Annotated in this window: 20 protein-coding genes; 11 read left to right on the forward strand and 9 right to left on the reverse strand. The window is 68.1% G+C overall.

Going from position 1 to position 22,841, the window contains the following annotated elements:
- Positions 1–36 precede the first annotated feature (36 nt).
- From ACIBKY_RS42670 to trxA, 7 genes are all read left to right on the forward strand, one after another.
- Positions 37–2,130 (forward strand): DUF6049 family protein, encoded by a 2,094-nt coding sequence (locus tag ACIBKY_RS42670; protein WP_397106255.1) that lies wholly within the window; start codon positions 37–39, stop codon positions 2,128–2,130.
- Positions 2,127–3,722, forward strand: a complete 1,596-nt coding sequence (murJ, locus tag ACIBKY_RS42675) for a murein biosynthesis integral membrane protein MurJ (RefSeq protein WP_397106257.1) — start codon at positions 2,127–2,129, stop codon at positions 3,720–3,722. Before ACIBKY_RS42670 ends, murJ begins: the two co-directional genes overlap by 4 nt.
- 228 nt (positions 3,723–3,950) lie before the next feature.
- Positions 3,951–5,393, forward strand: coding sequence for a protein kinase family protein (locus ACIBKY_RS42680; RefSeq protein ID WP_397106259.1), 1,443 nt, complete (start codon positions 3,951–3,953; stop codon positions 5,391–5,393).
- A 14-nt stretch (positions 5,394–5,407) separates the two neighbouring features.
- Positions 5,408–6,034: an RNA polymerase sigma factor SigM gene (sigM, locus tag ACIBKY_RS42685; protein WP_379613062.1), complete on the forward strand. Its 627-nt coding sequence runs from the start codon at positions 5,408–5,410 to the stop codon at positions 6,032–6,034.
- Positions 6,024–6,890, forward strand: a complete 867-nt coding sequence (locus ACIBKY_RS42690) for an anti-sigma factor family protein (protein WP_397106261.1) — start codon at positions 6,024–6,026, stop codon at positions 6,888–6,890. The genes sigM and ACIBKY_RS42690 overlap by 11 nt, the downstream gene beginning before the upstream one ends.
- A 124-nt stretch (positions 6,891–7,014) precedes the next feature.
- A complete protein-coding gene (gene trxB / locus ACIBKY_RS42695) occupies positions 7,015–7,947 on the forward strand; it encodes a thioredoxin-disulfide reductase (protein ID WP_397106496.1) in 933 nt (310 codons plus the stop codon).
- Between the two features lie 11 nt (positions 7,948–7,958).
- On the forward strand, positions 7,959–8,273 hold the full coding sequence (gene trxA / locus ACIBKY_RS42700; RefSeq protein WP_184959129.1) for a thioredoxin: 315 nt from the start codon (positions 7,959–7,961) through the stop codon (positions 8,271–8,273).
- A gap of 65 nt (positions 8,274–8,338) precedes the next feature.
- Here the strand turns inward: trxA and ACIBKY_RS42705 are convergent, their stop codons facing one another.
- Positions 8,339–8,956 carry a GNAT family N-acetyltransferase gene (locus ACIBKY_RS42705; protein ID WP_379613058.1) on the reverse strand — a complete coding sequence of 206 codons (618 nt, stop codon included), beginning with the start codon at positions 8,954–8,956 and terminating at the stop codon, positions 8,339–8,341.
- A gap of 248 nt (positions 8,957–9,204) precedes the next feature.
- On the opposite strand from ACIBKY_RS42705, the gene ACIBKY_RS42710 reads away from it, so the two are divergent.
- The 3 genes from ACIBKY_RS42710 to ACIBKY_RS42720 all read left to right on the forward strand — a co-directional run bounded on the left by ACIBKY_RS42710 (position 9,205) and on the right by ACIBKY_RS42720 (position 13,776).
- Positions 9,205–10,437 (forward strand): PLP-dependent aminotransferase family protein, encoded by a 1,233-nt coding sequence (locus ACIBKY_RS42710; protein ID WP_397106498.1) that lies wholly within the window; start codon positions 9,205–9,207, stop codon positions 10,435–10,437.
- A gap of 690 nt (positions 10,438–11,127) precedes the next feature.
- Positions 11,128–12,087: a D-alanine--D-alanine ligase gene (locus tag ACIBKY_RS42715; RefSeq protein ID WP_397106263.1), complete on the forward strand. Its 960-nt coding sequence runs from the start codon at positions 11,128–11,130 to the stop codon at positions 12,085–12,087.
- Between the two features lie 642 nt (positions 12,088–12,729).
- Entirely contained in the window at positions 12,730–13,776 is a 1,047-nt protein-coding gene (locus ACIBKY_RS42720; RefSeq protein ID WP_397106265.1) for a threonine aldolase family protein, read from the forward strand.
- 433 nt (positions 13,777–14,209) lie between these two features.
- Here ACIBKY_RS42720 and ACIBKY_RS42725 read toward each other — a convergent pair whose 3' ends face one another.
- From ACIBKY_RS42725 to rpmH, 8 genes are all read right to left on the reverse strand, one after another.
- Positions 14,210–15,169 (reverse strand): ParB/RepB/Spo0J family partition protein, encoded by a 960-nt coding sequence (locus ACIBKY_RS42725; protein ID WP_379613055.1) that lies wholly within the window; start codon positions 15,167–15,169, stop codon positions 14,210–14,212.
- Between the two features lie 712 nt (positions 15,170–15,881).
- Positions 15,882–16,817, reverse strand: a complete 936-nt coding sequence (locus ACIBKY_RS42730) for a ParA family protein (protein ID WP_397106500.1) — start codon at positions 16,815–16,817, stop codon at positions 15,882–15,884.
- Between the two features lie 137 nt (positions 16,818–16,954).
- Positions 16,955–17,626 (reverse strand): 16S rRNA (guanine(527)-N(7))-methyltransferase RsmG, encoded by a 672-nt coding sequence (gene rsmG, locus ACIBKY_RS42735; RefSeq protein ID WP_397106267.1) that lies wholly within the window; start codon positions 17,624–17,626, stop codon positions 16,955–16,957.
- A 634-nt stretch (positions 17,627–18,260) separates the two neighbouring features.
- Positions 18,261–18,752 carry a R3H domain-containing nucleic acid-binding protein gene (locus tag ACIBKY_RS42740; RefSeq protein WP_184959121.1) on the reverse strand — a complete coding sequence of 164 codons (492 nt, stop codon included), beginning with the start codon at positions 18,750–18,752 and terminating at the stop codon, positions 18,261–18,263.
- A 20-nt stretch (positions 18,753–18,772) separates the two neighbouring features.
- A complete protein-coding gene (yidC, locus tag ACIBKY_RS42745) occupies positions 18,773–19,702 on the reverse strand; it encodes a membrane protein insertase YidC (RefSeq protein WP_397106269.1) in 930 nt (309 codons plus the stop codon).
- A 4-nt stretch (positions 19,703–19,706) separates the two neighbouring features.
- Positions 19,707–19,985: a membrane protein insertion efficiency factor YidD gene (gene yidD / locus ACIBKY_RS42750; protein WP_397106271.1), complete on the reverse strand. Its 279-nt coding sequence runs from the start codon at positions 19,983–19,985 to the stop codon at positions 19,707–19,709.
- Complete coding sequence (gene rnpA, locus ACIBKY_RS42755) at positions 19,982–20,344, reverse strand: ribonuclease P protein component (RefSeq protein WP_184959118.1); 363 nt, start codon at positions 20,342–20,344, stop codon at positions 19,982–19,984. The genes yidD and rnpA overlap by 4 nt, the downstream gene beginning before the upstream one ends.
- Positions 20,345–20,409: 65 nt before the next feature.
- The gene (gene rpmH / locus ACIBKY_RS42760; RefSeq protein WP_043614899.1) at positions 20,410–20,547 is read right to left on the reverse strand and encodes a 50S ribosomal protein L34; all 138 of its coding nucleotides are present in this window, start codon (positions 20,545–20,547) and stop codon (positions 20,410–20,412) included.
- 441 nt (positions 20,548–20,988) lie between these two features.
- On the opposite strand from rpmH, the gene dnaA reads away from it, so the two are divergent.
- Entirely contained in the window at positions 20,989–22,527 is a 1,539-nt protein-coding gene (dnaA, locus tag ACIBKY_RS42765) for a chromosomal replication initiator protein DnaA (RefSeq protein WP_397106273.1), read from the forward strand.
- The last annotated feature ends 314 nt before the right edge of the window (positions 22,528–22,841 follow it).

A 22,841-nucleotide genomic window follows, 5' to 3' on the forward strand; every position in this document is an offset into this window, starting at 1 on the left:
TGCGGGCGTGCGCCGTACTCCACCCCGGACTGACGCGTGATCGGAAAGGCCACGCTTCTCGCAGTCCTCTCCGCCGCGTTGCTCGCCCCCGTGGTCGCGACAACGCCGGGTACGGCTGCCGCCATGACGGCCAAGCAGGAGCTGACCCTCAGCGTCAAGGCGATCACCCCTGAGCTGCCGACCAGGCCCACCGACCAGATCAAGCTGTCGGGCACCTTCCGCAACGGCACGGGGACGCCGCTGACCGGCCTGCAGGTGCAGGTGCGCTACGGCTTCCAGCGCCTCACCGACCGCGCCTCGATCAAGGCGTTCGCCGAGGACCAGGCGGCCCAGCTGCCCCAGCGTTCACCAACCTCCCTCATGAACATTCCGGCGGTCGGCGCCGGCGCGAGCGCCGACTGGAGTCTCACCGTCACGCCCATGCAGCTCGGCATGAACACCTTCGGCGTCTACCCGATCACGGTCGAAGTCGTGCCGGTCGCGGCGTCCTGGCAGCCGCTGGCCAAGGCCCACACCTTCCTCACCTACATGCCGCCGACCACGCCCAAGCTCCCGCGCAACCGTCTGTCGGTGGCGCTGCCGATCGTCGACGCGCCGCACCGCTCCGACGACGTCACGTTCATCGACGACAAGCTCGCCACCGCGCTCAAGCCCGGCGGGCGCCTGGCCGACCTCGCCGCCCTCGCCAAGACGGCGCCGAAGAACGTTACCTGGTTCGTCGAGCCCGGCCTGCTCGACGACGTGCAGGCGATGACCAAGGGCTACACGCTCAGAAACGGCAAGAAGCAGCCCGCCGACCCGGCCGCCGCGCCGTGGCTGGACTCCCTGCGCACCTCGCTGACCGGCGCGCCCGTCGTGGCGATCCCCTACGGCGACCCCGACGTGGCCGCGCTGGCCCACCAAGGTCTCGACAACGGCGTGAGAACGGCGATCGCGGCCGCCGACGTGGCCGCCGCCCGGCACTTCAAGCGCGACATCCCCACCGCGGTCAACTGGCCGGTGGCGGGCAAGCTCGACGACGACGCCCTCGACCTTCTGGCGGTCGGCGATGTCGGCACCGTCCTGCTCAACCCGGCCAACGTGCCGCCCCAGACACCAGTGGTGGCCACGCTCGACGCGGCCACCACGCTCGACAGCGTCTCGGGCCCGGTCACCGCGCTCCTGCCGGACGAGGAGCTGAGCCGCATGTTCGAGCTCGACTCGGCCGCGGGGCGCACCGCCGTACTCAACAGGCAGCGTTTCATCGCCGAGACGGCGATGATCGCCGCCGAGCCCGGCCAGGTCAGGCCGAGAAACCTGGTCGTGGCGCCGTCGCGGCGCTGGGACCCGGACCCGGCGTTCGTCTCGGCGCTGCTCAAGACCGCGGCCCGGCTGCCGTGGCTGGCCTCCGGCGAGCTCGGCTCGATCAAGCCGGCCAAGGTGCAGACGCCGCGTACCGGGCTCGTCTACACCGAGCAGGACCGCAAGGAAGAGCTCAGCGAGAAGTACCTCGAACCGGTCAAGGAGGCCGCCGCCGAGGCCGATCTGGCCACGCGGATCACCACCGACAAGCGCTCGGCCGGGTTCGAGAACGCCGTGCTCCGCCTGGCCTCCTCCGCCTGGCGTAACAGCACGCGGGCCGGGCGCTCGGCCACCAAGCAGATCGACGCCGCGCTGGACAAGCGGCTCGGCCTCATCACGATCAGCGGGGCCAACCGCGACAAGCCGGTCACGGTGGCCGGCGTCGACGGCCAGGTGCCGATCAGCGTGCGCAACCAGCTCAGCACGTCGGTCACGCTCATGGTCGACGTGTCCTCCAACAATCGTGAGCTGCTGCAGATCGACCCGAAGTACGTCAAGAGACTCATGAGGGTGGGCAAGGGCGAGGTCGGCACCGTGCAGGTGCCGATGCTGGTCAAGACCAGCGGCGACGCGTCCATCACCGTTCAGCTGGAGACGGCCGACGGCGTGCCGTACGGTGATCCCGTCAAGCTGACCATCAGGACCACCGGCTACACCGGCATCGCCCTCGTCATCGTGGGCGGCGCGTTGTCGGTCATGCTCGCCGCCGTGGTCACCCGCATCCTGCGGCGGCGCTCGCAGAAGCGTCCGGCGCGAGCGGCGCAGGCCCGGGAGAGTGAGAAGGTATGAGCCGCCTGATGAGGGCGAGCGCGATCATGGCCGCCGGCACGATGGTCTCGCGCGTCACCGGCTTCGTACGCACGATGGTGCTGGCGTCGGCGGTCGGCACCGCGCTGCTCGGCGACGCCTACAACGTCGCCTACGCCATCCCCTACTCCATCCTCGACCTGCTGCTGCTCGGCGTGCTGAGCAGCGTCATCGTGCCGATGATCGTGCAGGCGCAGCAGCGCGACGCCGACGGCGGCCGGGCCTTCGAGCAGCGGCTGCTCACACTGGCCACGCTCGCGCTCATCGTGGTGGCCGCCGTCGCGGTGCTGGCCGCCCCCCTGCTCATCGACCTCTACACCACCTGGCGGCCCGGATCCCGGCAGTACGAGGTCGCGGTCCTGCTGGCCCGGCTGATCCTGCCGCAGCTCGCCTTCTTCGGCCTCGGCGCGGTGGCCGGCGCCATCCTCAACACCCGCGACCGCTTCGCCGCCCCCATGTGGGCGCCGGTGCTCAACAACATCGTGGTCATCGGCGTGTTCCTCGCCTACTCCGGCGGCAAGGACCCGGCGACCGTCAGCGACGGGCAGCTCGCGCTGCTCGGCCTCGGCACCACCGCGGGCATCGTCGCGCAGGCGGTCGTCCTGGTCATCGCGCTCAAGCGGGCGCGCTTCCAGTTCCGGCCCCGCCTCGACGTGCGCAACGCCCGGCTCGGCGAGATGGCCAAGGCCGGCGGCTGGACGATCGGCTACGTCGTCATCACCCAGCTCGGCTTCATGCTGATCACCAACCTGGCCAGCGCCGCCGGCGACGCGGTGCCCAACCACGGCGTCAGCCCGTACACCTACGCCTTCCAGCTCTTCCAGCTGCCCTACGGCATCATCGGCGTCTCGGTGATCACCGCGATGCTGCCCAAGATGAGCCGCGCGGTCACCGACGGGCGCATGGAGGACCTGCGGTCGGAGTTCGGCTCCGGGGTGCGGCTGATCTCGTGCGTGATGGTTCCGGCCTCGCTGCTGCTCATGGTGCTCGGCCCCGCGATCACCGTGCCGATCTACGCCCACGGCGAGGTGTCCGTCGCCGCCGCCGTCTACATCGGCAACGTCCTTCAGGTGTACGGCCTGGCCCTCATGCCCTTCGCCGTCTTCCAGCTCCTGCTCCGGGTCTTCTACAGCTTCGGCGACACCCGCACGCCCGTCTTCATCGGGGCCGGGACCACCGCCGCGAGCGCCGTGCTGATGCTGGTGGCCAACGCGCTGCTGCCGCCGGCCTACGTGGTGATGGGACTCGCGTTCGCCTACGCGTGCGCGTACGCGCTGGGTGCGGTGGTCGCCTGGATGATGGCCTCGCGGCGCGCGGCCGGGCTGGGCGGCTGGACCATCGGCACCGCCCTGACCCGCATGTATCTGGCCGCGATGCCCACCGCGGTGCTCGCGCTCGCCTCGGTCTGGGTCAGCCAGCGGGTCTTCGGCGAGCTCGCCTTCCTCAACTCGCTGATCATCCTGGCGGTCGGCGGCGGACTCGGGGGGCTGCTCTACTTGGCCATTGCCCATAAGATGCGCATCCCCGAGGTCAACTCAATCGTTGGAATGGTCGCGGGACGGGTAGGCCGGTAAAGAACGCGGGCGTACACGGCGCGGCACTACGATGGTGCGGACACGCGCGAATGGCAGCAGGAGGGGCGTGGGCGGATCCACCCGACATAGCGTGCCTACGTGGGATTCCTCCACGAAGGTGTGTCGAGGCACGGACTCGCCCGATCGGCTGAGCGGAGAAGGTCAGTGAGCACGTCGGCGGTCGAACCGGGCACGCGCCTCGCTGAGCGTTTCCGGCTGGAGGACCGCGTGAGCGAGTCCGACGGTGCAACCCTGTGGAAGGCCATCGACGAGATCCTCGCCCGTCCCGTGGCCGTCCTGACCTTCGCCCCCGACTTCCCGCGTGTCCACGAGGTCGTCACCGCCGCCCGTGCCGCCAGCCGCCTCACCGATCCCCGGCTGACGCAGGTCTTCGACGCCGCCCAGGACGACGACCACGCGTACGTCGTGAGCGAGTGGGTGACCGGCGAGTCGCTGTCGGACCTGCTGGCCGCCGGGCCGCTGGACCCGGAGCGCGCCGCCGGCCTGGTCGCCGAGGCGGCCGAGGCCCTGGCCCACGCGCACGAGGCCGACCTCTACCACCTCTGCCTGCGCCCCGCCCACCTGGTGTGGACCACCGGCAACACGGTCAAGGTGCTCGGCGTGGCGGTCGACGCCGCGCTGGCCGGGCTCACCGCCGACCACCCGGCCCACGAGGACGCCGAGGGCCTCGGCCGGCTGCTGTACGCCGGTCTGACCGGGCACTGGCCCGGCGACGAGGACGAGGGCGGGCTGCCGGCCGCACCCATGATCGACGGCCACTTCGCCACGCCCCGGCAGGTGACCGCGGGCCTGCCCGGCTACCTCGACACGATCACCGTCCGGGCGGTGCTGCCCGAGTCGCGCAAGGGCCATCCGGCGCTGACCACACCGGCCGAGGTCGCCGAGGAGCTGTCCGGCGTCCCGCGGCCCATGCCCATCTCCATCTCCTACGCCTCGCCCGCGCCGTCGGTCACCACGACCTCGCGCTCCGAGGGCCTCGACACCCGGCACGACACCCCGCCGCCGCAGACCGTGATCTCCAACCGCCCGCAGAACAACGGCGGCGGCCTGCTCAACCGGCTGCTGATGACCGTGGTCGTGCTCCTGGTCATCGCCGCGGTCGGCGTGGGCGCGTGGACGGTCGGCCGCAGCCTCGGCAGCCCGTCAGCGCCCGAGGCGGGCGGCGGCGAGCCGAGCACGTCGAAGACGGCCGCGGCCGAGATCCAGCCGATCAAGCCGGCCAAGGCCGACGGCTTCGACCCTCTCGGCGACGGCTCGGAGAAGCCGGACCGGGCCTCGGCGGCCATCGACGGCAAACCGAGCACGTTCTGGAAGACCGAGAACTACAACGACGCCGACCTCGGCGGGCTCAAGGACGGCGTCGGCCTGCTGCTCGACATGGGCAAGCCGGTCCAGGTGAGCGACGTGGTGGCCACGCTGTCCGGGGCCTCGGGCGCCGACGTCGAGTTGAAGGTGGGCGACTCACGCGAGCTGGGTTCGCTGAAGACGGTGGCGCGTCACAAGGACGGCTCCGGAAAGATCACTCTGACGCCTGAGCAGCCCGCAAGCGGCCAGTACGTTTTGATCTGGTTTACGCGTCTTCCTGCGGACGATGGCGGGTTTCATGGCACCATCTATGACGTAGTAGTGCATTCTCCCGGATCAGCATAATCAGGAACCCCCTTGTGAACTCCCCACCCGAGACACCCTCAGGCGCAGAGCATTCCGATGCGGAGCTGCTCGCCGCGCACATCGACGGGGATCCACATGCGTTCAGCGAGATAGTCAAGAGGCACCGGGACCGCATGTGGGCGGTTGCCCTCCGCACCCTGGGCGACCCGGACGAAGCGGCCGACGCCGTCCAGGACGCCTTCGTCTCCGCATACCGCAAGGCCGCCACCTTCCGCGGCGAGGCCGCGGTCACCACCTGGCTCCACCGCATCGTGGTCAACGCGTGCCTCGACCGGATGCGCCGCAAGTCGGTCCGGCCGGTCGCCGACGACGAGCTCATCGAAGCCGCCGAACGTGACACGCCGATGCCCGACCAGACACTCGAACGTGAAGTTTCCATGGAGGTTTCGGCTGCTCTCAAACTCCTGCCCGCCGATCAGCGAGCTGCTCTTGTGCTGGTCGACATGATGGGCTATTCGGTCGAAGACGCAGCTCAAGTGCTCGAAGTCCCCAGTGGGACGGTGAAAAGCCGCTGTGCGCGGGGACGCGCGAAACTTGCCCCAATTCTTTCGCATCTGCGGAACCGTTCGGACCTCGGTCGCGTCTCATCCGCGAAGGGAGCAGAACTTCGTGACGGGTGATACGCACTACGATCTTGAGATCCTGGCCGAGCTGGCCGAGGGTCTTCTAGACGTCGGCACGGCGCGCCAAGTACGCGAACACCTCGCGGTGTGCACTCCTTGCGGGGCGCTACTGGCGGACCTGGCGGCGGTTCGCGAGGTGCTCGCGGCGACCCCCACACCGGCGATGCCGATGGGAGTCGCGCTACGCATCGACAAGGCGCTGGCGGCCGAGGCCTCCAGAGGCTCCAGGGGCGGAGTCGGCCTGGCGGAAGCGCCCGACTGGGACGAGCTCATGCGGGACGCGCCGTGGGAAACGGCCGCTGAGCCGCCGGTTCGCCTCGGGGTGGTCGCCGATGACGGCTCGATCGTCCCTGCTCGGCCGAGGGCCTCGCGACGGCGCCGGTGGGCTATGCCCGCGGTCGCCTCGGCCGCGGCTGCTGTGGTAGTCGGCACCGCCGTACTGTCGAGTGGGGTGCTCACGGCTTCCGGCGGGAACGGCGGTGGCGGCCCGCAGGTCGCTCAGCCCGCGCCGTCCGCGCCCACGCGCACCGAAGCCAGGAGCCGTGGCTACGCGCTGACCGACAGCACTCACAACTACAGCGACCAGGACCTGCGCCAGCCGATGGTGGGCTTCATGGGCAACGCGCAGGCACTGGGCGGCGACGAGACGCCGACCGGCGTCTCCAAGTGTGTCAACCAGGTCTCCTCGCGCACCAAGCTCAAGGTGTTCGCCGTCGACCAGGGCCAGTACAACGGTCAGGAGGCGCTCGTCGTCGCCTCCTGGAAGAACCAGCCGAAGAACAAGCTCAGGCTCGACGTCGTGGACCCGTTCAACTGCAAGAACCTCCGCAAGCCAACGGTCGGCCGCTGGTAAGCGAAACCCCACGTCAGAGCCCACTTCGGTGGGCTCTTTCGTTTTGTGGGCAGGGAAGGGAATCACGCGGGCCTAGGATCTGTTGACGCGACAGGCGACAGCAGAAGAGGAAGGCGTGAGAGCGTTGAGCGACGTCCGTAACGTGATCATCATCGGGTCCGGCCCGGCTGGATACACCGCGGCCGTCTACTCCGCACGCGCCGAACTCAAGCCGCTCGTCTTCGAAGGATCCGTCACCGCGGGCGGTGCGCTGATGAACACCACCGACGTGGAGAACTTCCCGGGCTTCCCGGACGGCATCATGGGCCCCGACCTCATGGACAACCTGCGCAAGCAGGCCGAGCGCTTCGGCGCCGAGCTGGTCGCCGACGACGTGATCGAGGTCGACCTCGAAGCCAACCCCAAGGTCATCAAGACCTACTCCGATACGTACTACGCCAAGTCGGTCATCCTGGCGATGGGCTCCGGTTACCGCGAGCTCGGCCTGGAGAACGAGAAGCGGCTGTCCGGACGCGGCGTTTCGTGGTGCGCCACCTGCGACGGGTTCTTCTTCCGGCAGAAGGACATCGTGGTCGTCGGCGGCGGTGACACCGCCATGGAGGAGGCCACGTTCCTGACCCGGTTCGGGCGGATGGTCACGGTCGTCCACCGTCGTGATGAGCTGCGCGCCAGCAAGATCATGCAGGAGCGCGCGTTCGCCAACGACAAGATCCGCTTCATCTGGGACACCGAGGTCGTGGACGTCCTCGGCACCGACAAGGTCGAAGCCGTCAAGCTGCGCAACGTCAAGACCGGCGAGGAGAGCGAACTGGCGACAGACGCGCTGTTCCTCGCGATCGGGCACGACCCGCGCACCGACCTGGTCAAGGGCCAGATCGACCTCGACGAGGACGGCTACGTCCAGGTCTCCGCGCCGACGACCGAGACCAACATCGAAGGCGTCTTCGCCGCGGGCGACGTCGTCGACCACATCTACCGCCAGGCCATCACCGCGGCCGGCACCGGTTGCTCGGCGTCCCTGGACTCCGAGCGCTGGCTGGCCACCCACGAGAACTAAGGAGCGCAATCGTGAAGGCTGTAACCGACGCCACCTTCGAGGCCGAAGTCCTCAAGAGCGACAAGCCGGTGCTGGTCGACTTCTGGGCCGAGTGGTGCGGACCTTGCCGTCAGGTCGCGCCCATCCTTGAGGAGATCGCCAAGGAGCACGGCGACAAGCTGGAGATCGTCAAGCTGAACATCGACGAGAACCCCGAGGTCCCGCGCAACTACGGCGTGCTGCAGATCCCGACCCTGAACGTCTACAAGGGCGGTGAGGTGGTCAAGCAGATCATCGGCGCCAAGCCCAAGGCGATGCTGATGCGCGAGCTCGAAGGCATCATCTAGCCGACTTCGCGGCCCGGGAGACCTGGTTCTCCCGGGCCTTCGCCTTTCGTGGCCCCAGAACGCCCTCAGACGGGACGCAATGCTCTTTCCGGGCTCATTGACCCGAGGAGCCTCTCCAGCGCCACCTCGACGTCCTCACGCCACGAGACGGCCGTCTTGAGCTCAAGCCGCAACCGTGGGAAGCGGAGATGCGGCCGCACCGTTTTAAAGCCGACCGAAAGCAGATACTCGGCGGGCACCACGCAGCCCGGCTTCTCCCACTTCAGGTCCCCGAACGCCTCGATGGCCTTGACCCCGCGCCGGGTGAGGTCCTTGGCCACGCCCTGGATCAGCATGCGCCCCAGCCCGCCCCCGGAGAACTCCGGAATGATGTGGGCCGTCATCAGCAAGACCGCGTCCGCGCTGACCGGCGAGGTGGGGAAGGCCACGGAGCGGGGGCTGTAGAGCGGCGGGCTGTAGAGCACGAACCCCGCCGGAACCCCGTCTACATAAAGAATCTTCCCGCAACTGCCCCACTCCAGGAGCGTTCCGGAAATCCACGCTTCTTTCTCAAGCCCAGGGTCGCCCGCGTCGGCCGCGCGCTCGCCGCTGACCGGGTCAAGCTCCCAGAAAACACACCGCCGGCAACGGCGCGGCAGATCGTCGAGATTGTCCAGGGTGATGTTGACCAGCCGACGCGACAACTACGGCCCCAATCGTTGACCCGGAAAAACGCGCGAAATCCGCGTCCCCAGCTGGCATCGTAGCCCAGTGACGAAGCGGGGAGCGGGTGCACGGCGATCGTGGCCAGTCACGTACTCTGGTCTCTCGGCTCCATTTGACACCTAGGAGGTGGACCGTGACAGAAGAGACGGATCACGGTCAGACGCCCGCGACCCAAGGGTCGCGCATCGACGCCTACGTCGATCGGTACGCCGCGCGAGCTACCGGGATGGTCGCCTCCGAGATCCGAGCTCTTTTCGCCGTCGCATCGAGGCCCGAGGTGGTCTCGCTGGCCGGCGGCATGCCGTACGTCACGGCCCTCCCGCTCGACATGGTCGGCGAGCTGGTCTCCGATCTGGTCACCAGGCGTGGCCCGGTCGCGCTCCAGTACGGCTCCGGCCAGGGCGACCCGCATCTGCGCGAGCAGATCTGCGAGGTCATGCGCCTGGAGGGAATCGAGGCCGGGGCGGACGACGTGGTCGTCACGGTCGGCTCCCAGCAGGCCCTCGATCTGATCACCCGCATCTTCATCGACCCGGGTGACGTCGTGCTGGCCGAGGGACCTTCGTATGTGGGCGCCCTAGGCACATTCAGCGCATACCAGGCGAAAGTCGTCCATATCACCATGGATGATCAGGGGCTCGTGCCCGAATCCCTGGCCCAGACCATCTACGCGCTGCAGGCCGCCGGCAACACGATCAAGTTCCTCTACACGATCCCGACCTTCCACAACCCCGGCGGCGTCACTCTCAACGCCGCCCGCCGCCAGCAGGTGCTCGACATCTGCCAGCGCGCCGGGGTGCTGATCGTCGAGGACAACCCGTACGGACTGCTCGGCTTCGACGGCGAGCCCATGCGCGCCCTGCGCGCCGACAACCCCGACGGGGTCGTGTATCTGGGCTCGTTCTCCAAAACTCTGGCCCCGGGTTTCCGTGTGGGCTGGGCCCTGGCCCCCCACGCCATCCGCGACAAGCTGGTCCTCGCCATGGAGTCGGCCGTCCTGTCCCACTCCTCCTTCACCCAGCTGGCCGTGGGCCAGTACCTGGCCACCCAGCCGTGGCGCGAGCAGATCAAGACGTTCAAGGAGCTCTACCGCGAACGCCGCGACGCCCTCCTGAACGCGCTGACCGACCTCATGCCCTCCGGCGTCACGTGGACCCGGCCCGCGGGCGGCTTCTTCGTCTGGGCCAGCCTTCCCGAGGGCCTGGACTCCAAGGCGATTCTGCCCCGGGCGGTGGCGGAGCGGGTGGCGTTCGTCCCCGGCACCGGCTTCTTCTCCGACGGCAGCGGTAGCCGTCAGATGCGGCTGTCGTACTGCTACCCGGAACCGGATCGGATCCGGGAAGGGGTGCGACGGTTGGCCGGCGTCATCGAAGGCGAACTCCAGCTCCGCGACACCTTCGGCACCACCTCACCACCTGGCCACCCCGGCGTGGACACCCCGGGCCCGGACCTCGCCTAACCCCACCGGGGCCGAGCCACCCTTACCGGTAGCCTCGGCCCCGCCCTCCCTCCCGCACGCGCACCTCAACGCCGCACTCCCCCACCCTCTCCTTCACCCTTTCCGTCTTCCCTTTCCCGTCGCCACCTTCCCGTCGCCACCTTCCCGGCGCGCGCCTTCGCCTCTGCGCTCCCACACCCCAGAGCTCCCGCGTCTCAGCGCTTCCCCTGCCTCAGCGCTTCCCGTGTCTCCGTCCGCCCCGTGTGTCCGTCCGCCCTCTGCCTCCGCGCTCTCTCCCGAGAGCCGCCTCTCAACGCCGCGATCTGATGGGGCTCCCCGTCTGTTCTCCCCGCGCTGTTTCTTTCCACGTTGTCCTTCCCGCGCCTCTGCGCCTGCGCTCTCGGCGCTGCTCCTCCCCTTGCCGATCCCCCGCCGGTCTTCCTGAGCGCCTCTGTCTCAGCGCTCACTGTCCCGTTGATTTTTCGCTGCACGCTCCTGCCCGCTCCTGACGCCGCATCTCCCCCGCCTTCCCTGCCCCGGCGAGCCCTCGCACGCGCTCCCGACACGAGATCGAACCGCCGGGCGGGGAGGGCAAGCTGGCTGGCTCATCAACGCGTCAGAAATGAGCGATGCCCCGCCCTCGCAGGGAAACGAATGGCCGAGCCGAACCGGTACGGTTGGACGGCGTGCTTTTCGGCAGAGGGGAAAGAGATGGGCGAACTGGGTCACGTGCTCGTGCTGGCCGGTGGGCTCTCCTATGAGCGGGAGGTGTCCCTGCGCTCCGGTCGCCGGGTGAGTGAGGTACTGCGGGCGGCGGGTGTCGACGTCGAGACGCGTGACACCGATGCCTCCCTGGTGCCGACGGTGCTCGCCGACCGCCCGGACGCCGTGTTCGTCACACTGCATGGCGGGGCCGGCGAGGACGGCGCGATCCGTTCTGTACTGGAACTGCTGAACGTCCCCTACGTAGGCGCCGATCCTGACGCGTGCCGGGTGGCGTTCGACAAGCCGACGGCCAAAGCGGTAGTACGTTCCGTCGGCCTGCGCACCCCCGACTCCATCACGCTGCCCAAGGAGACCTTCCACGACCTGGGCGCCTCGGTGGTTCTGGGACGCATCGTGGACCGCCTCGGCCTGCCCCTGTTCGTCAAGCCCGCCAGAGGCGGTTCCGCGCTGGGGGCCTCGATCGTGCGTACCGCCGAGGAGTTGCCGGCGGCGATGGTGGGCTGCTTCGCGTACGGCGACACCGCGCTCATCGAGCGTTGCATCGAAGGTGTGGAGGTGGCCGTCTCGGTGGTGGACCTGGGCGACGGTCCGGTGGCACTGCCCGCCGTGGAGATCGTCCCAGACGAAGGCGTCTACGATTACGCCGCCCGCTACACCGCCGGCCACACCGAGTTCTTCGCCCCGGCCCGCCTGTCGGAAGCGGCGGCCGCCGCCTGCGCGGAAACCGCCGTCACCGCTCACACCGCCCTGGGCTTGCGCGACATCTCCCGCACCGACCTGATCGTCGACGCCACCGGCCGCCCCCACTTCCTCGAAGTGAACGTCGCCCCCGGCATGACCGAGACGTCCCTCCTCCCCATGGCCGTCGAATCCGCCGGCCGCGACCTCGGCACCCTATGCCGCGGCCTCCTGGAAATAGCCGCCACCCGCCACTCCTCCACCTGACCCAGCACCTCCCCGAGCAACCTTGCTCACCTCTCCCCAGCCCCCCGCAACACCTCCCCGACACACTCGCCCCACCCCTCCCCCTGTTGCCCACCCTTCCGCCCGCCGTTCTGCTCGGCCTTCCGCCGACCCTTCCGCGCACCCTCCCGGCCACCCTTCCGCCCGCCGTTCTGCTCGGCCTTCCCCCGACCCTTCCGGCCACCCTGTCACCCGCGGTCTGCTCGGGCTTCCGCCCATCCCGCCCACCCTGCTGCCCGCCGCCCTTCCGGCCATCCTGCCGCCCGCCGTTCGGCTCCCCTTCTGCACGCGCTCGCTCTCTCTCCTCTCCGCTCTCCCAGCCCCAGCGACCACCCCCTCCACTCCCCCACGCGGTGCGCCCAGCACTCCGTGGCCTCCCGCGCCCAGTGACCCGTGGCCCGCTCCCTGTCGCCTCCGGGCTCTTCGGACGCCCGACCCCACGCCCGGAGACCGTCGGTAGGTGAACCCACGCGGCCCTCCCGGAGCGGTGAGCCCAAGTGCCAACCCGCTGGGCCAAGCACCAACCCTCTGAGCACAGGTGTCAACGCTCTGGGCGCAGGTGTCAACGCTCACGCGTGGGTACGCACGCCGAGCTCACCAACACCGTCTGAGTAGCCTTGCCGTGTGCTGATCGACACGACCTACCCCAAGAGTTTCGCCAGCGACAACCACGCGGGCGTCCACCCGACCGTCCTGGAGGCGATGGCATCCGCCAACGCGGGGGACGCCCCGGCCTACGGTGGCGATGACTGGACCTCCGCCTTCGAGCGTCAGATCAAACACATCTTCGGCGAGCAGGCGAACGGCTTCGCCGTGCTGAACGGAGCGGGCGCCAACCTGATCGGCCTGGCGCTGTCCCTGGGCCGGTACGACAGCATCATCTGTCCCGAGAGCGCCCACATCGCCATCCACGAGACCGGCGCCGCCGAACGACTCCTCGGCGTCAAGCTAACCCCCGTGCCTACAACCGACGGCAAGCTGCGCCCGGGCGACATCACCGACCGCCTCCACGTACTCGGTGCCCACCACGAGGTCCAGCCGACAGTCGTCTCCATCTCCCAGGTAACCGAACTGGGGACGTGCTACACCCCCGACGAAATCGCCGCCCTGGCCGAAACCGCACACAGCGCGAACCTGCGTCTCCACGTGGACGGCGCCCGCCTGTCCAACGCCGCCGCGCACCTCGGCTGCGACCTCCGCACGATCACAACGGACGCCGGTGTGGACATCTTCAGTTTCGGCGGCACGAAGAACGGCGCGATGGCCGCCGAGGCGGTCATCCTTCTCGACCCCACCCTGAGCAAGGCGGTCCCGTACCTCCGAAGGCAGTCCTTGCAACTGGCTTCGAAGATGCGTTTCATCTCCGCCCAGCTGACCGCTCTCCTGACCGACGACCTCTGGCACCAGAACGCCATCCACGCGAACACGATGGCGCACCGCCTGGCCGATGGCGTAAGAGACCTCCCGGAGGTCGGCATCGCCTTCCCCGTAGAGTCGAACGCCGTCTTCGCCACACTCCCCCGCGACGCCGTACGGACGCTCAAGGAGCACTTCCGTTTCGAGTACTGGGACGAGAACCTCAGCCTCGTCCGCTGGATGACCGCCTTCGACACGACATCAGATCACGTGGACGACTTCCTAGCAGCCATCCGCAAAGCCGTCTCCCGCTAGCCTCCCCAGGCAACGCGGCGCCTCTGCCGCTCACCGTTTCACGTGAAACAGCGCCGGTCCTCCACTCCATGTTTCACGTGAAACGCCCCGCAAGGCGTCGGCCGCTCGACCTGTTTCACGTGAAACAAAGCCCTCCAGCGCCGAGCCTTGCCTGCCTCTGACGGTCCTCTGCGGTAGGGGCATAGCAGAGGACCGTCAGAGGGCATCGGCAGAAGGACTCCCAAGGATCTGGCCCAGCCAGCGCCAGCCGCGCTCGTGGTTTCACGTGAAACAGCGCATCAACAAAGCCAGCCGTCACCTGCAGACGCGCTCTGCACTACGCGTGGAGGCGGAAGCATTGCCTCACGGGTCCTGCCAGGCATAGGTGGGCGGCGCGCAAGCGGACGCCGACGTACAGCCGAACCCAGAGGGCAGCAGAGTTGCCGGGTGGGCGTTAGGACTCGTGGTCGCGGATGGCGCGGGCGGCTTCTGGCGCCATCGTGCCGATGATGCGCTCCAGGTCGTCGATCGTGGCGAACTCGACCACGATGCGCCCCTTCCGACGCCCCAGGTCGACCTTGACCTTGGTCTCGAAATGGTCGGAGAGGCGGTCGGCCAGATGCGTCAGGCCGGGGGCAGTCGGCTTGTTGGGCTGGCGTTCACGGGGAGCCTTGCCGGATCCCTTGGAGCCGCCCAGGGCGACGATCTCTTCGACCGCGCGCACTGACAGAAGCTCCGCCACGATTCGCTTGGCCAGCTGAATCTGCTCGTCGGCGCTGTCCAGTCCGAGAAGAGCGCGTGCGTGGCCCGCGCTGACCGTGCCGGCGGCGACCTTCAACTGAACGTCCGGCGGGAGGTTCAGGAGGCGCAGGGTGTTGGTGATGTGGGAACGGGAGCGGCCGACCTTCTGGGCCAGCTGTTCGTGTGTGGCCTGGAAGTCGTCTAGAAGCTGTTGGTAGGCGGCGGCCTCTTCGAGTGCGTTCAGCTGCTCGCGCTGAAGGTTCTCGATGAGGGCGTCACGGAGGAGCTCGTTGTCCTGGGTGTTCCGGACGATGGCGGGGACGAACTCCAAACCGGCCAGCTTGGAAGCGCGCCAGCGCCGTTCTCCCATGATCAGCTCGTAGCGGCCACCACCGACCGAACGGACCACGATCGGCTGGAGAAGTCCGACCTCCTTGATGGAGGCGGCCAGCTCTTCCAAACGCTCCTCGTCGAAGACCTCACGCGGCTGACGCGGGTTGCGGACGATGGCGGTAAGAGCGATCTCCTTGAAGTACGCGCCCGCGATCGGCCGCGGACCGGACTCCGGGGCCGTCCCGTTGTCGGCCGCCACAGCTCCGGTGCCGTCAACGATGGGACCGGTCGGGATCAGCGCCCCGAGCCCCTTGCCCAATCCCCGCCGCTGCTGACTCACTGCGTCTCCTCACCGTCCCGGCCGTTTCCGGTCACACCAGGAGAGGTTACCGGTGCGAACGCCACACGGTGTCCCGTCGCCACACGCGCTTCACCGCATTTACTCCCGAAGCCCCCAGATTTCCCTCCACCGCCCGACTGTCCGCTCCGGTGGGGCACCCATGGCCGTGTGAAGCGAACGCCGGCATAGGGCGTACGCGACAGGTGGAGCACGCATGACAAGACGGGCTGCGCGGCAGGGGGCCGTCGTAGGCGAGGGGACCGCCAGCGCCCCAAGGAGGGCGGCGAGAGCGGGACAACCGCCGGTTGGACGGTGCGAGAGTGGGAGCGACTGCGGGTGCGGGGTGCCGACGGCCCGGGCCCGGGTGCCAGGGGCCAGGGGGCCGGAGGCCAGGGGGCCGGAGGCCAGGGGGCCGGAGGCCAGGGGGCCGGAGGCCAGGGGGCCGGAGGCCAGGGGGCCGGAGGCCAGGGGGCCGGAGGCCGGCGGCCGGCGGCCGGCGGCCGGCGGCCAGGGGGCCGGGGGTGCTCAGGATGCCATGGGGCTCGGGATGCCCGGGAGGGTGCCCGGGACGCGGATCGGGGAGTCCGGGGTGGACGCAGGTCGAAGGTTGCCGCGGTGGGGGTGCGCGGGCGCGGGGGCGCGGATGGAGGTTGCGAAGGTGGGGTGCGCGCGGGTGGGGGGTGCGGGCAGGGGCGGAAGGTGTGGCCGGAGGTCAGACCTTGCTGGCGCGGTAGGCGATCTCGCGGCTGGCGTCCATGTAGGCCATCGCGCCGCTGGAGCCCGGGTCGTATGTCATGACGGACTGGCCATAGCTGGGCGCCTCGGACAGTCGGACGCTGCGAGGGATGACGGTGTTGAGGACCGTTTCGCCGAAGTGGGCGCGGACCTCGTCCGCCACCTGTGAAGCCAGGCGGGTGCGGCCGTCGTACATCGTCAGCAGGATGGTGGAGAGGTTGAGCGTCGGGTTGAGGTGGGCCTTGATGAGGTCGACGTTGCGGAGCAACTGGCCGAGGCCCTCCAGGGCGTAGTACTCGCACTGGATCGGGATCATCACCTCGTCGGCCGCCACGAGCGCGTTGACGGTCAGGAGGCCGAGTGACGGCGGGCAGTCGATGATGATGTAGTCGAACTCGAGGGCGTCGTACGCGGCCAGGGCGCGGCGGAGGCGGGCTTCGCGGGCGACGAGTGAGACGAGTTCGATCTCGGCGCCGGCGAGGTCGATGGTGGCGGGGGCGCAGTATAGGCCGGGCATTTCCGGCACTTCCTTGATGATGTCCGCCATCGGGAGGTCGTCCACCAGGACCTGGTATACGTCAGGGACGTCACCCCGGTGTTCGGTGGCCAGGGCCGTGGAGGCGTTGCCCTGGGGGTCGAGGTCGACGACGAGGACGCGCTGGCCGTTCATCGAGAGGGCGGCGGCGATGTTGACCGATGTGGTCGTTTTGCCGACTCCGCCCTTCTGGTTGGCCACGGCGATCACGCGGGTTTTGGACGGTCTTGGCCAGGCGCCTCGGGCATCGCCGGGCGCCTCACCCGCGGCGGGGGCCGATTGGACAGCAGATGTTTCACGTGAAACCACTGAGCTGAGCGCCTCTCGTACCAACGGCGAATCACCGGGGTTAAGGGGGGTCTGGGTCACGATGGCCATCCTTTCAACCAGAGGCACGGTCGTGTCGGGAATTCGCTGTCGCGACACGCCCATTTCGGGCCAACCAACCCCCGCTGGGCTGTCCGAAGAAGGGACGGCGGGCCAGCCAAGGCCACATGCGGCCACTGGCACAACGGTCACCTCCTTCGTCGACGCCTACCACGTTCCGGCGTACGACCTGCTACCACCCGAACCAATGTTGCAGGCGGCTCGACCTTACCGTGCCCAACGGTCACAAGCTCAGCCGTTCGGGCCCCGCTCGCCCGCAACTGCGCGTTGGCTTCGGCAAGTTCCTCGGCCGCGCGCTCCCCCTTCATGGCAATGAGCTCGCCACCTTCACGAAGAAGCGGCATCGCCCACTTCAAGAGCCGATCAAGCGGCGCCACCGCCCGTGCGCTCGCCACGTCGAACTCACGCTTGCCGGCCAGCTCCTCGGCCCGCCCGCGCAACACCTCGACGTTGTCCAGCTTGAGCGCCTCGACGCTCTCCTCCAGGAAGACGGTACGGCGCAGCAGCGGCTCCAGCAGCGTCACCCGGATGTCCGGCCGCACGATCGCCAGCACCAAACCGGGCAATCCCGCCCCCGACCCGATGTCCACCAACCTGACATCCTCCGGTACGGCTTCCGCCACCACCGCGCAATTCAGCAGGTGCCGATCCCAGATCCGCGGCACCTCCCGCGGGCCGAGCAGCCCACGCACCACACCGGGCCCGGCCAGAATCTCGGCGAAAGCACTCGCCCGATCCCATGCCTCTCCGGTGAATACTTCCCGTGCGATGTCGGGCGGAGCCGGTAGCTCTTCGCTCACTGGTTGGTGGCCCTTCCAATAACGCCGATGTCGATGGATACAAGGCTAGGGGTCACAGAGGGGTGCGACGTCGCGGACAGCCCAGCGCCGCCCGGCGTTCTCACACCCCGCCCCCGCGCTCCCGTCGCCAGCCACGAGATCACGAGGTTGTCGGGGGCGCATGTATGTGGGCGGTCGACAAGATCGTGGATCGCCGGACCGGCCACATACAGCTGACCAGGGTGACGGGGCGCCGTCCCGAGCGCCAGATGTCGGGTGGCAGGGGGCAAGGGGGGCAGGCCGAGTTGCTGGTGCTGGACCAGGTCGCGGGTAGAGGGCCGAATGCCAGGTGGCGAGTGCCGGGTCCGGGCGGCGGGTCGGGTCCGGGCGGCGGGTCGGGAGGAGGGTGGCGGATCGGGAGGAGGGTGGTAGGTCGGAGGGAGGTGGTAGGTCGGGTGGCAGAGGGATCATGGGGTGGGGGCACGGCGTGACGGTGCCGTGCCTGGGGAAGGCGGTGCCGTGCCTGGGGAAGGCGGTGCCGTGCCTGGGGAAGGCGGTGCCGTACTCGGGAGAAAGGGTGGATAGGGGACGTAGGGCAAGGAAAAGGCCGCCATGTCCACAGCGGGACAGACGGCCTTTAGGGGTGGAAACCGGGTTAGACAGGTAGAACCACTACGAAGCGCAGCGGCTCCTCCCCCTCAGACTCGCTGCGCAGCCCAGCCGCCGCCACCGCGTCATGCACGATCTTCCGCTCGAACGGCGTCATGGGCTGCAGCGACTTCGGCTCGCCATTCCGCTTGACCTGAGCCGCGATCTCGTTGCCAAGCTTGCTGAGCTCCGCCCGGCGCTTCTCGCGGTACCCGGCGACGTCCAGCATCAGCCGCGACCGCTCCCCCGTCTGCCGATGCACCGCCAGCCGGGTCAGCTCCTGCAGGGCCTCCAGGACCTCTCCCCCGGGCCCGACCAAGTCATCGCCTTTGACCCCGACGACGGAGACGAGCGCGCGGTCGCCCTCGACGTCCATGTCGATGTCGCCGTCGATGTCGGCGATGTCCAGCAGCCCCTCGACGTAGTCGGCGGCGATCTCGCCCTCCTGCTCCAGGGCGTTGAGGTCGGGTGCCGCCTTCTCCTGCTCAGCCTCGGTCATGGCGAGCGTCTCCTTTATGATCAAGACTTCTTGCTGCCGGTGCGCTTGCTGCGAGACTGCCGGCTGGGCTGGTTCCGCACGATCTTAGGCTGCTCGGGCTCCGGTTCGGGAGCCTCCTCCACGGGAGGGGTCTTCCGGAACCTGGCGAGCAGTCCGGGCTTGGCCTTCTCGGGGATCACGTTGCCCTTGGCATCGAACTGCGGCATCGGGTGCCGGCTGTAGAACCAGTGCTGCTGACCGAGCGTCCACAGGTTGGTGGTGACCCAGTAGAGGATCAGACCGAGCGGGAAGTTCAGGCTGAAGAAGGCGAACAGCGGCGAGATGTACATCAGGATCTTCTGCTGCTGCGCCATGGGGTTGTCCGGCATCTGCTGCATGGAGCGGGTGACGCTCTGCCGGACGGTGAGGAAGGTGGTCAGCGAGCTGACCGCGACGAAGACGCCGATGATGACCTTGCTCGTGACAGCCTGGGCGGAGAAGAAGGTCTCCGAGATGCCGGCGCTGAAGATGTGCGCCTGCTTGGCGCTGTCGACGACGGCCTGGGTCATGCCGTACTTGGTCGCCGTGCCGTTGGCGATCGCCTGGAGCACCGTGAACATCGAGATGAAGATCGGGAACTGCGCCAGGATCGGCAGGCAGCCGCCGAGGGGGTTGGCGCCCGCTCCCTGGTACAGCGCCATGACTTCCTGGTTCATGCGCTGCTTGTCGTTCTTGTAGCGCTTGCGCAGCTCCTGCACCTTCGGCGCGAGCTCCTGCATCTTCTTCGACGAGCGCATCTGCTTGAGGAAGAGCGGGAAGATCAGGATCCGCATGATGACGGTGAGCGTGATGATGGTCAGCGCCCAGTTCAAGCCGCTTGCGGGGTTGATGAAGGTGCTGTAAGCCTGGTGAATCCAGGTGATGACTTGCGCGATGGCTGTGTACAGCCAGTTCAGCCAGGCGAAATCCACCGAGCTAGCTCCCTTGCGTTTCGTGTGACCGGACCGGGCGTGGAGGGACCGGATCCAGTCCTCCGGGGTTGAACGGATGACAACGCCCGATGCGCCGGACGGTCAGCCAGGCGCCCCGAAGAGCACCGTGTACGGCTATCGCCTCGAGTCCATAGGCACTGCATGAGGGGTAGAAACGGCAGCGCGGACCCAGCATCGGGCTGATGAAGGCCCGATAGAACCGGATCGGGGCGATTAGGACCCGGGCCGGGAGGCTCGGCTCGCCCTGCGGCTGCTCCGTCATCTGTGTCCATCCGTCGCGGACTCGCGCCTCTTCAGCAAACGATTCAGCGCGGTGTCGAGTTCTCCGGCGAGAACCTCGCTTGGCGCTGACGCCGCCGGTGGGTTGGCGCGTATCACCAGCAGGCTACCTCGCGGGAGGCGGTCGAGACGCTCGCGCATCAGGTGTCGAAGGCGGCGCTTGACCCTGTTGCGCACGACAGCCCCGCCGACCGCACGGCTGACCACGAAACCCACCAGAGGTTCTTCTTCACCAGAAACCCTCAGATGAGCCACCAAAGTGGGGCGACCGGCACGCTGGCCGCGCTTGACCGCAGCGGCGAAATCCTCGCCACGCCGCATCCGGGAGCTTGGGGATAGCACTGAAGACGCCTATCGCCCGCCGGCGAAGGTCACCGGCGGGCGGACGAATCGGGCGCAGCGAGCCGTCAGGCCGACAGCTTCTCGCGGCCCTTGCGACGCCGGGCGGCAAGGATGGCGCGGCCGGCGCGCGTACGCATGCGCAGCCGGAAGCCGTGGGTCTTCGCGCGGCGGCGGTTGTTCGGCTGGAAAGTACGCTTGCTCACGGGTGGGCTCCAGGCTTGATGATGCGCCCGAGCTGGGCGCCTAACACTCATGGACGGGCCCGCCACGGGCATGCAGAAGCGCCGTCGTGTGGCAAGCCGACCGTCGTACGTTACGGGTCATATATGGCCCAGGTCAAACCAGCACCGGTTATCCACGTATCCACATGTGGGTTTTCCACCGCCCCGGCCGTGTCCACAGTATGTGCACCGAGGTACCACTAGGCTGTGGACAACGTCTTGAACACAGCTGTGCACATCGATACTGTCGGCCCTTCTAGGCCCGCCGTGAGCCTGTGCACATCTTGTGGATCACTTGTGGAGACTGTGCGGACAACACACGGCCACCCTGTTGTGGACGGTGAGGGCTGATCACCGAGCGAGCGGCCATCGTGTGTGGATAAACGATCGCGGGGGGCCGCGACAGGGAGGAGCAGCCGGACTATGGACCTCGGCGGCGTATGGGCGAAGGCACTGGACAACTTCCTCAACGAGAGCGTGCCGGTCCAGCAGCGAACCTGGCTGTCCATGGTCCGGCCGATCGCCCTGGCGGACGACACGATCGTGCTCGGCGTGCCCAATGACTTCCTGAAGGACCTCATCGAGGGCAAGTTGCGGCCGCTGGTGGCGCACGCGCTGTCGCAGGAGCTCGGCCGGGCGATGCGGCTGGCGGTGATGATCGACACCACGGCGCCGGCGCGCCCGGCGCCCGAGGCCCATCCCCAGCCTGTGACTCAGAGTTATCCCCAGAGTGTGGATCACTTTCCACAGCCTCCGCAAACCCCGAGTTACCAGGTCTCGGAGCCGCCTCAGTTCTATTCTCCACAGCCTGAGGCACAGCCGGTATCCACCGACTATCCACAGCGCCAGTTCGGTTATGAACAGGAGAAGGCACCGGAGCCCGCTCAGCCCCGTTGGGAAGCGAAAAGCAGCAAACCCAGCGAACCGGCCAGGCTCAATCAGAAGTACACCTTTGAGACATTTGTTATCGGCGCCAGCAACCGGTTCGCCCACGCGGCCGCCGTGGCGGTGGCCGAGTCTCCGGCCAAGGCGTACAACCCGCTGTTCATCTACGGCGACTCGGGCCTGGGGAAAACCCACCTTCTCCACGCCATCGGGCATTACGCGCAATCCCTGTACGACGGCGCGCGGGTCAGATACGTGAGCTCCGAGGAGTTCACCAACGACTTCATCAACAGCATCCGCGACCACAAGGCCGACGGGTTCCGCAGCCGCTACCGCGCGATCGACATCCTGCTCGTGGACGACATCCAGTTCTTGGAGGGCAAGGAGCAGACGCAGGAGGAGTTCTTCCACACCTTCAACACGCTCCACAACGCCAACAAGCAGATCGTCATCTCCAGCGACCGGGCGCCCAAGCAGCTGATCACCCTGGAGGACCGGCTGCGCAACCGGTTCGAGTGGGGCCTGATCACCGACGTCCAGCCGCCCGAGCTGGAGACCCGCATCGCGATCCTCAGGAAGAAGGCCATCCAGGAGGGCCTGGCCGCGCCGCCCGAGGTGCTCGAGTACATCGCCAGCCGGATCTCCACCAACATCCGTGAGCTGGAGGGCGCGCTGATCCGGGTCACGGCGTTCGCCAGCCTCAACCGGCAGGGTGTGGATCTCCAGCTGGCCGAGGTCGTGCTCAAGGACCTCATCACCTCGGAGTCCGGCCCCGAGATCACGATCGCCAACATCATGGCCAAGACCGCCGAGTACTTCGGCATCAGCATCGACGACCTCTGCGGAAGCTCGCGCAGCCGCGCGCTCGTCAACGCCAGGCAGATCGCGATGTACCTCGCCCGCGAGCTGACGGACCTGAGCCTGCCGAAGATCGGGCAGCAGTTCGGCGGCCGCGACCACACCACGGTCATGCACGCCGAGCGCAAGATCCGCTCGCTCATCGCGGAGCGCCGGTCGATGTACAACCAGGTCAACGAGCTGACAATGCGTATAAAGCAGACGTCGCACGGGTCCTAGTCGTCATGCACACCCTGTGGATAACACTGTGGATCAGCGGAAACTCCCGAAGAACCGGGGTTCGCCGCCGGAATGAGCCCGAAAAGTCCGCACGATGCCTGGGGATAAATCTGGGGACATCCTGCGGACAACTTGGGGACTACCGGTGGACGACTTGGGGACAGCCTGTGCACAGTGGTTTCAGGGGTCACCTGGAGCTCCGTTTACCCCGTGGATAACCGGTGGAAACCCAGTGGATAACCCGTGGATGAACACCCTGTGATCTGGGGACGGCCTGTGGGGAACGACTGTTCATCCCCAGGCTCGCGAGTTAC

Source organism: Nonomuraea sp. NPDC050394 (assembly GCF_044459065.1).
Classification (GTDB): domain Bacteria; phylum Actinomycetota; class Actinomycetes; order Streptosporangiales; family Streptosporangiaceae; genus Nonomuraea.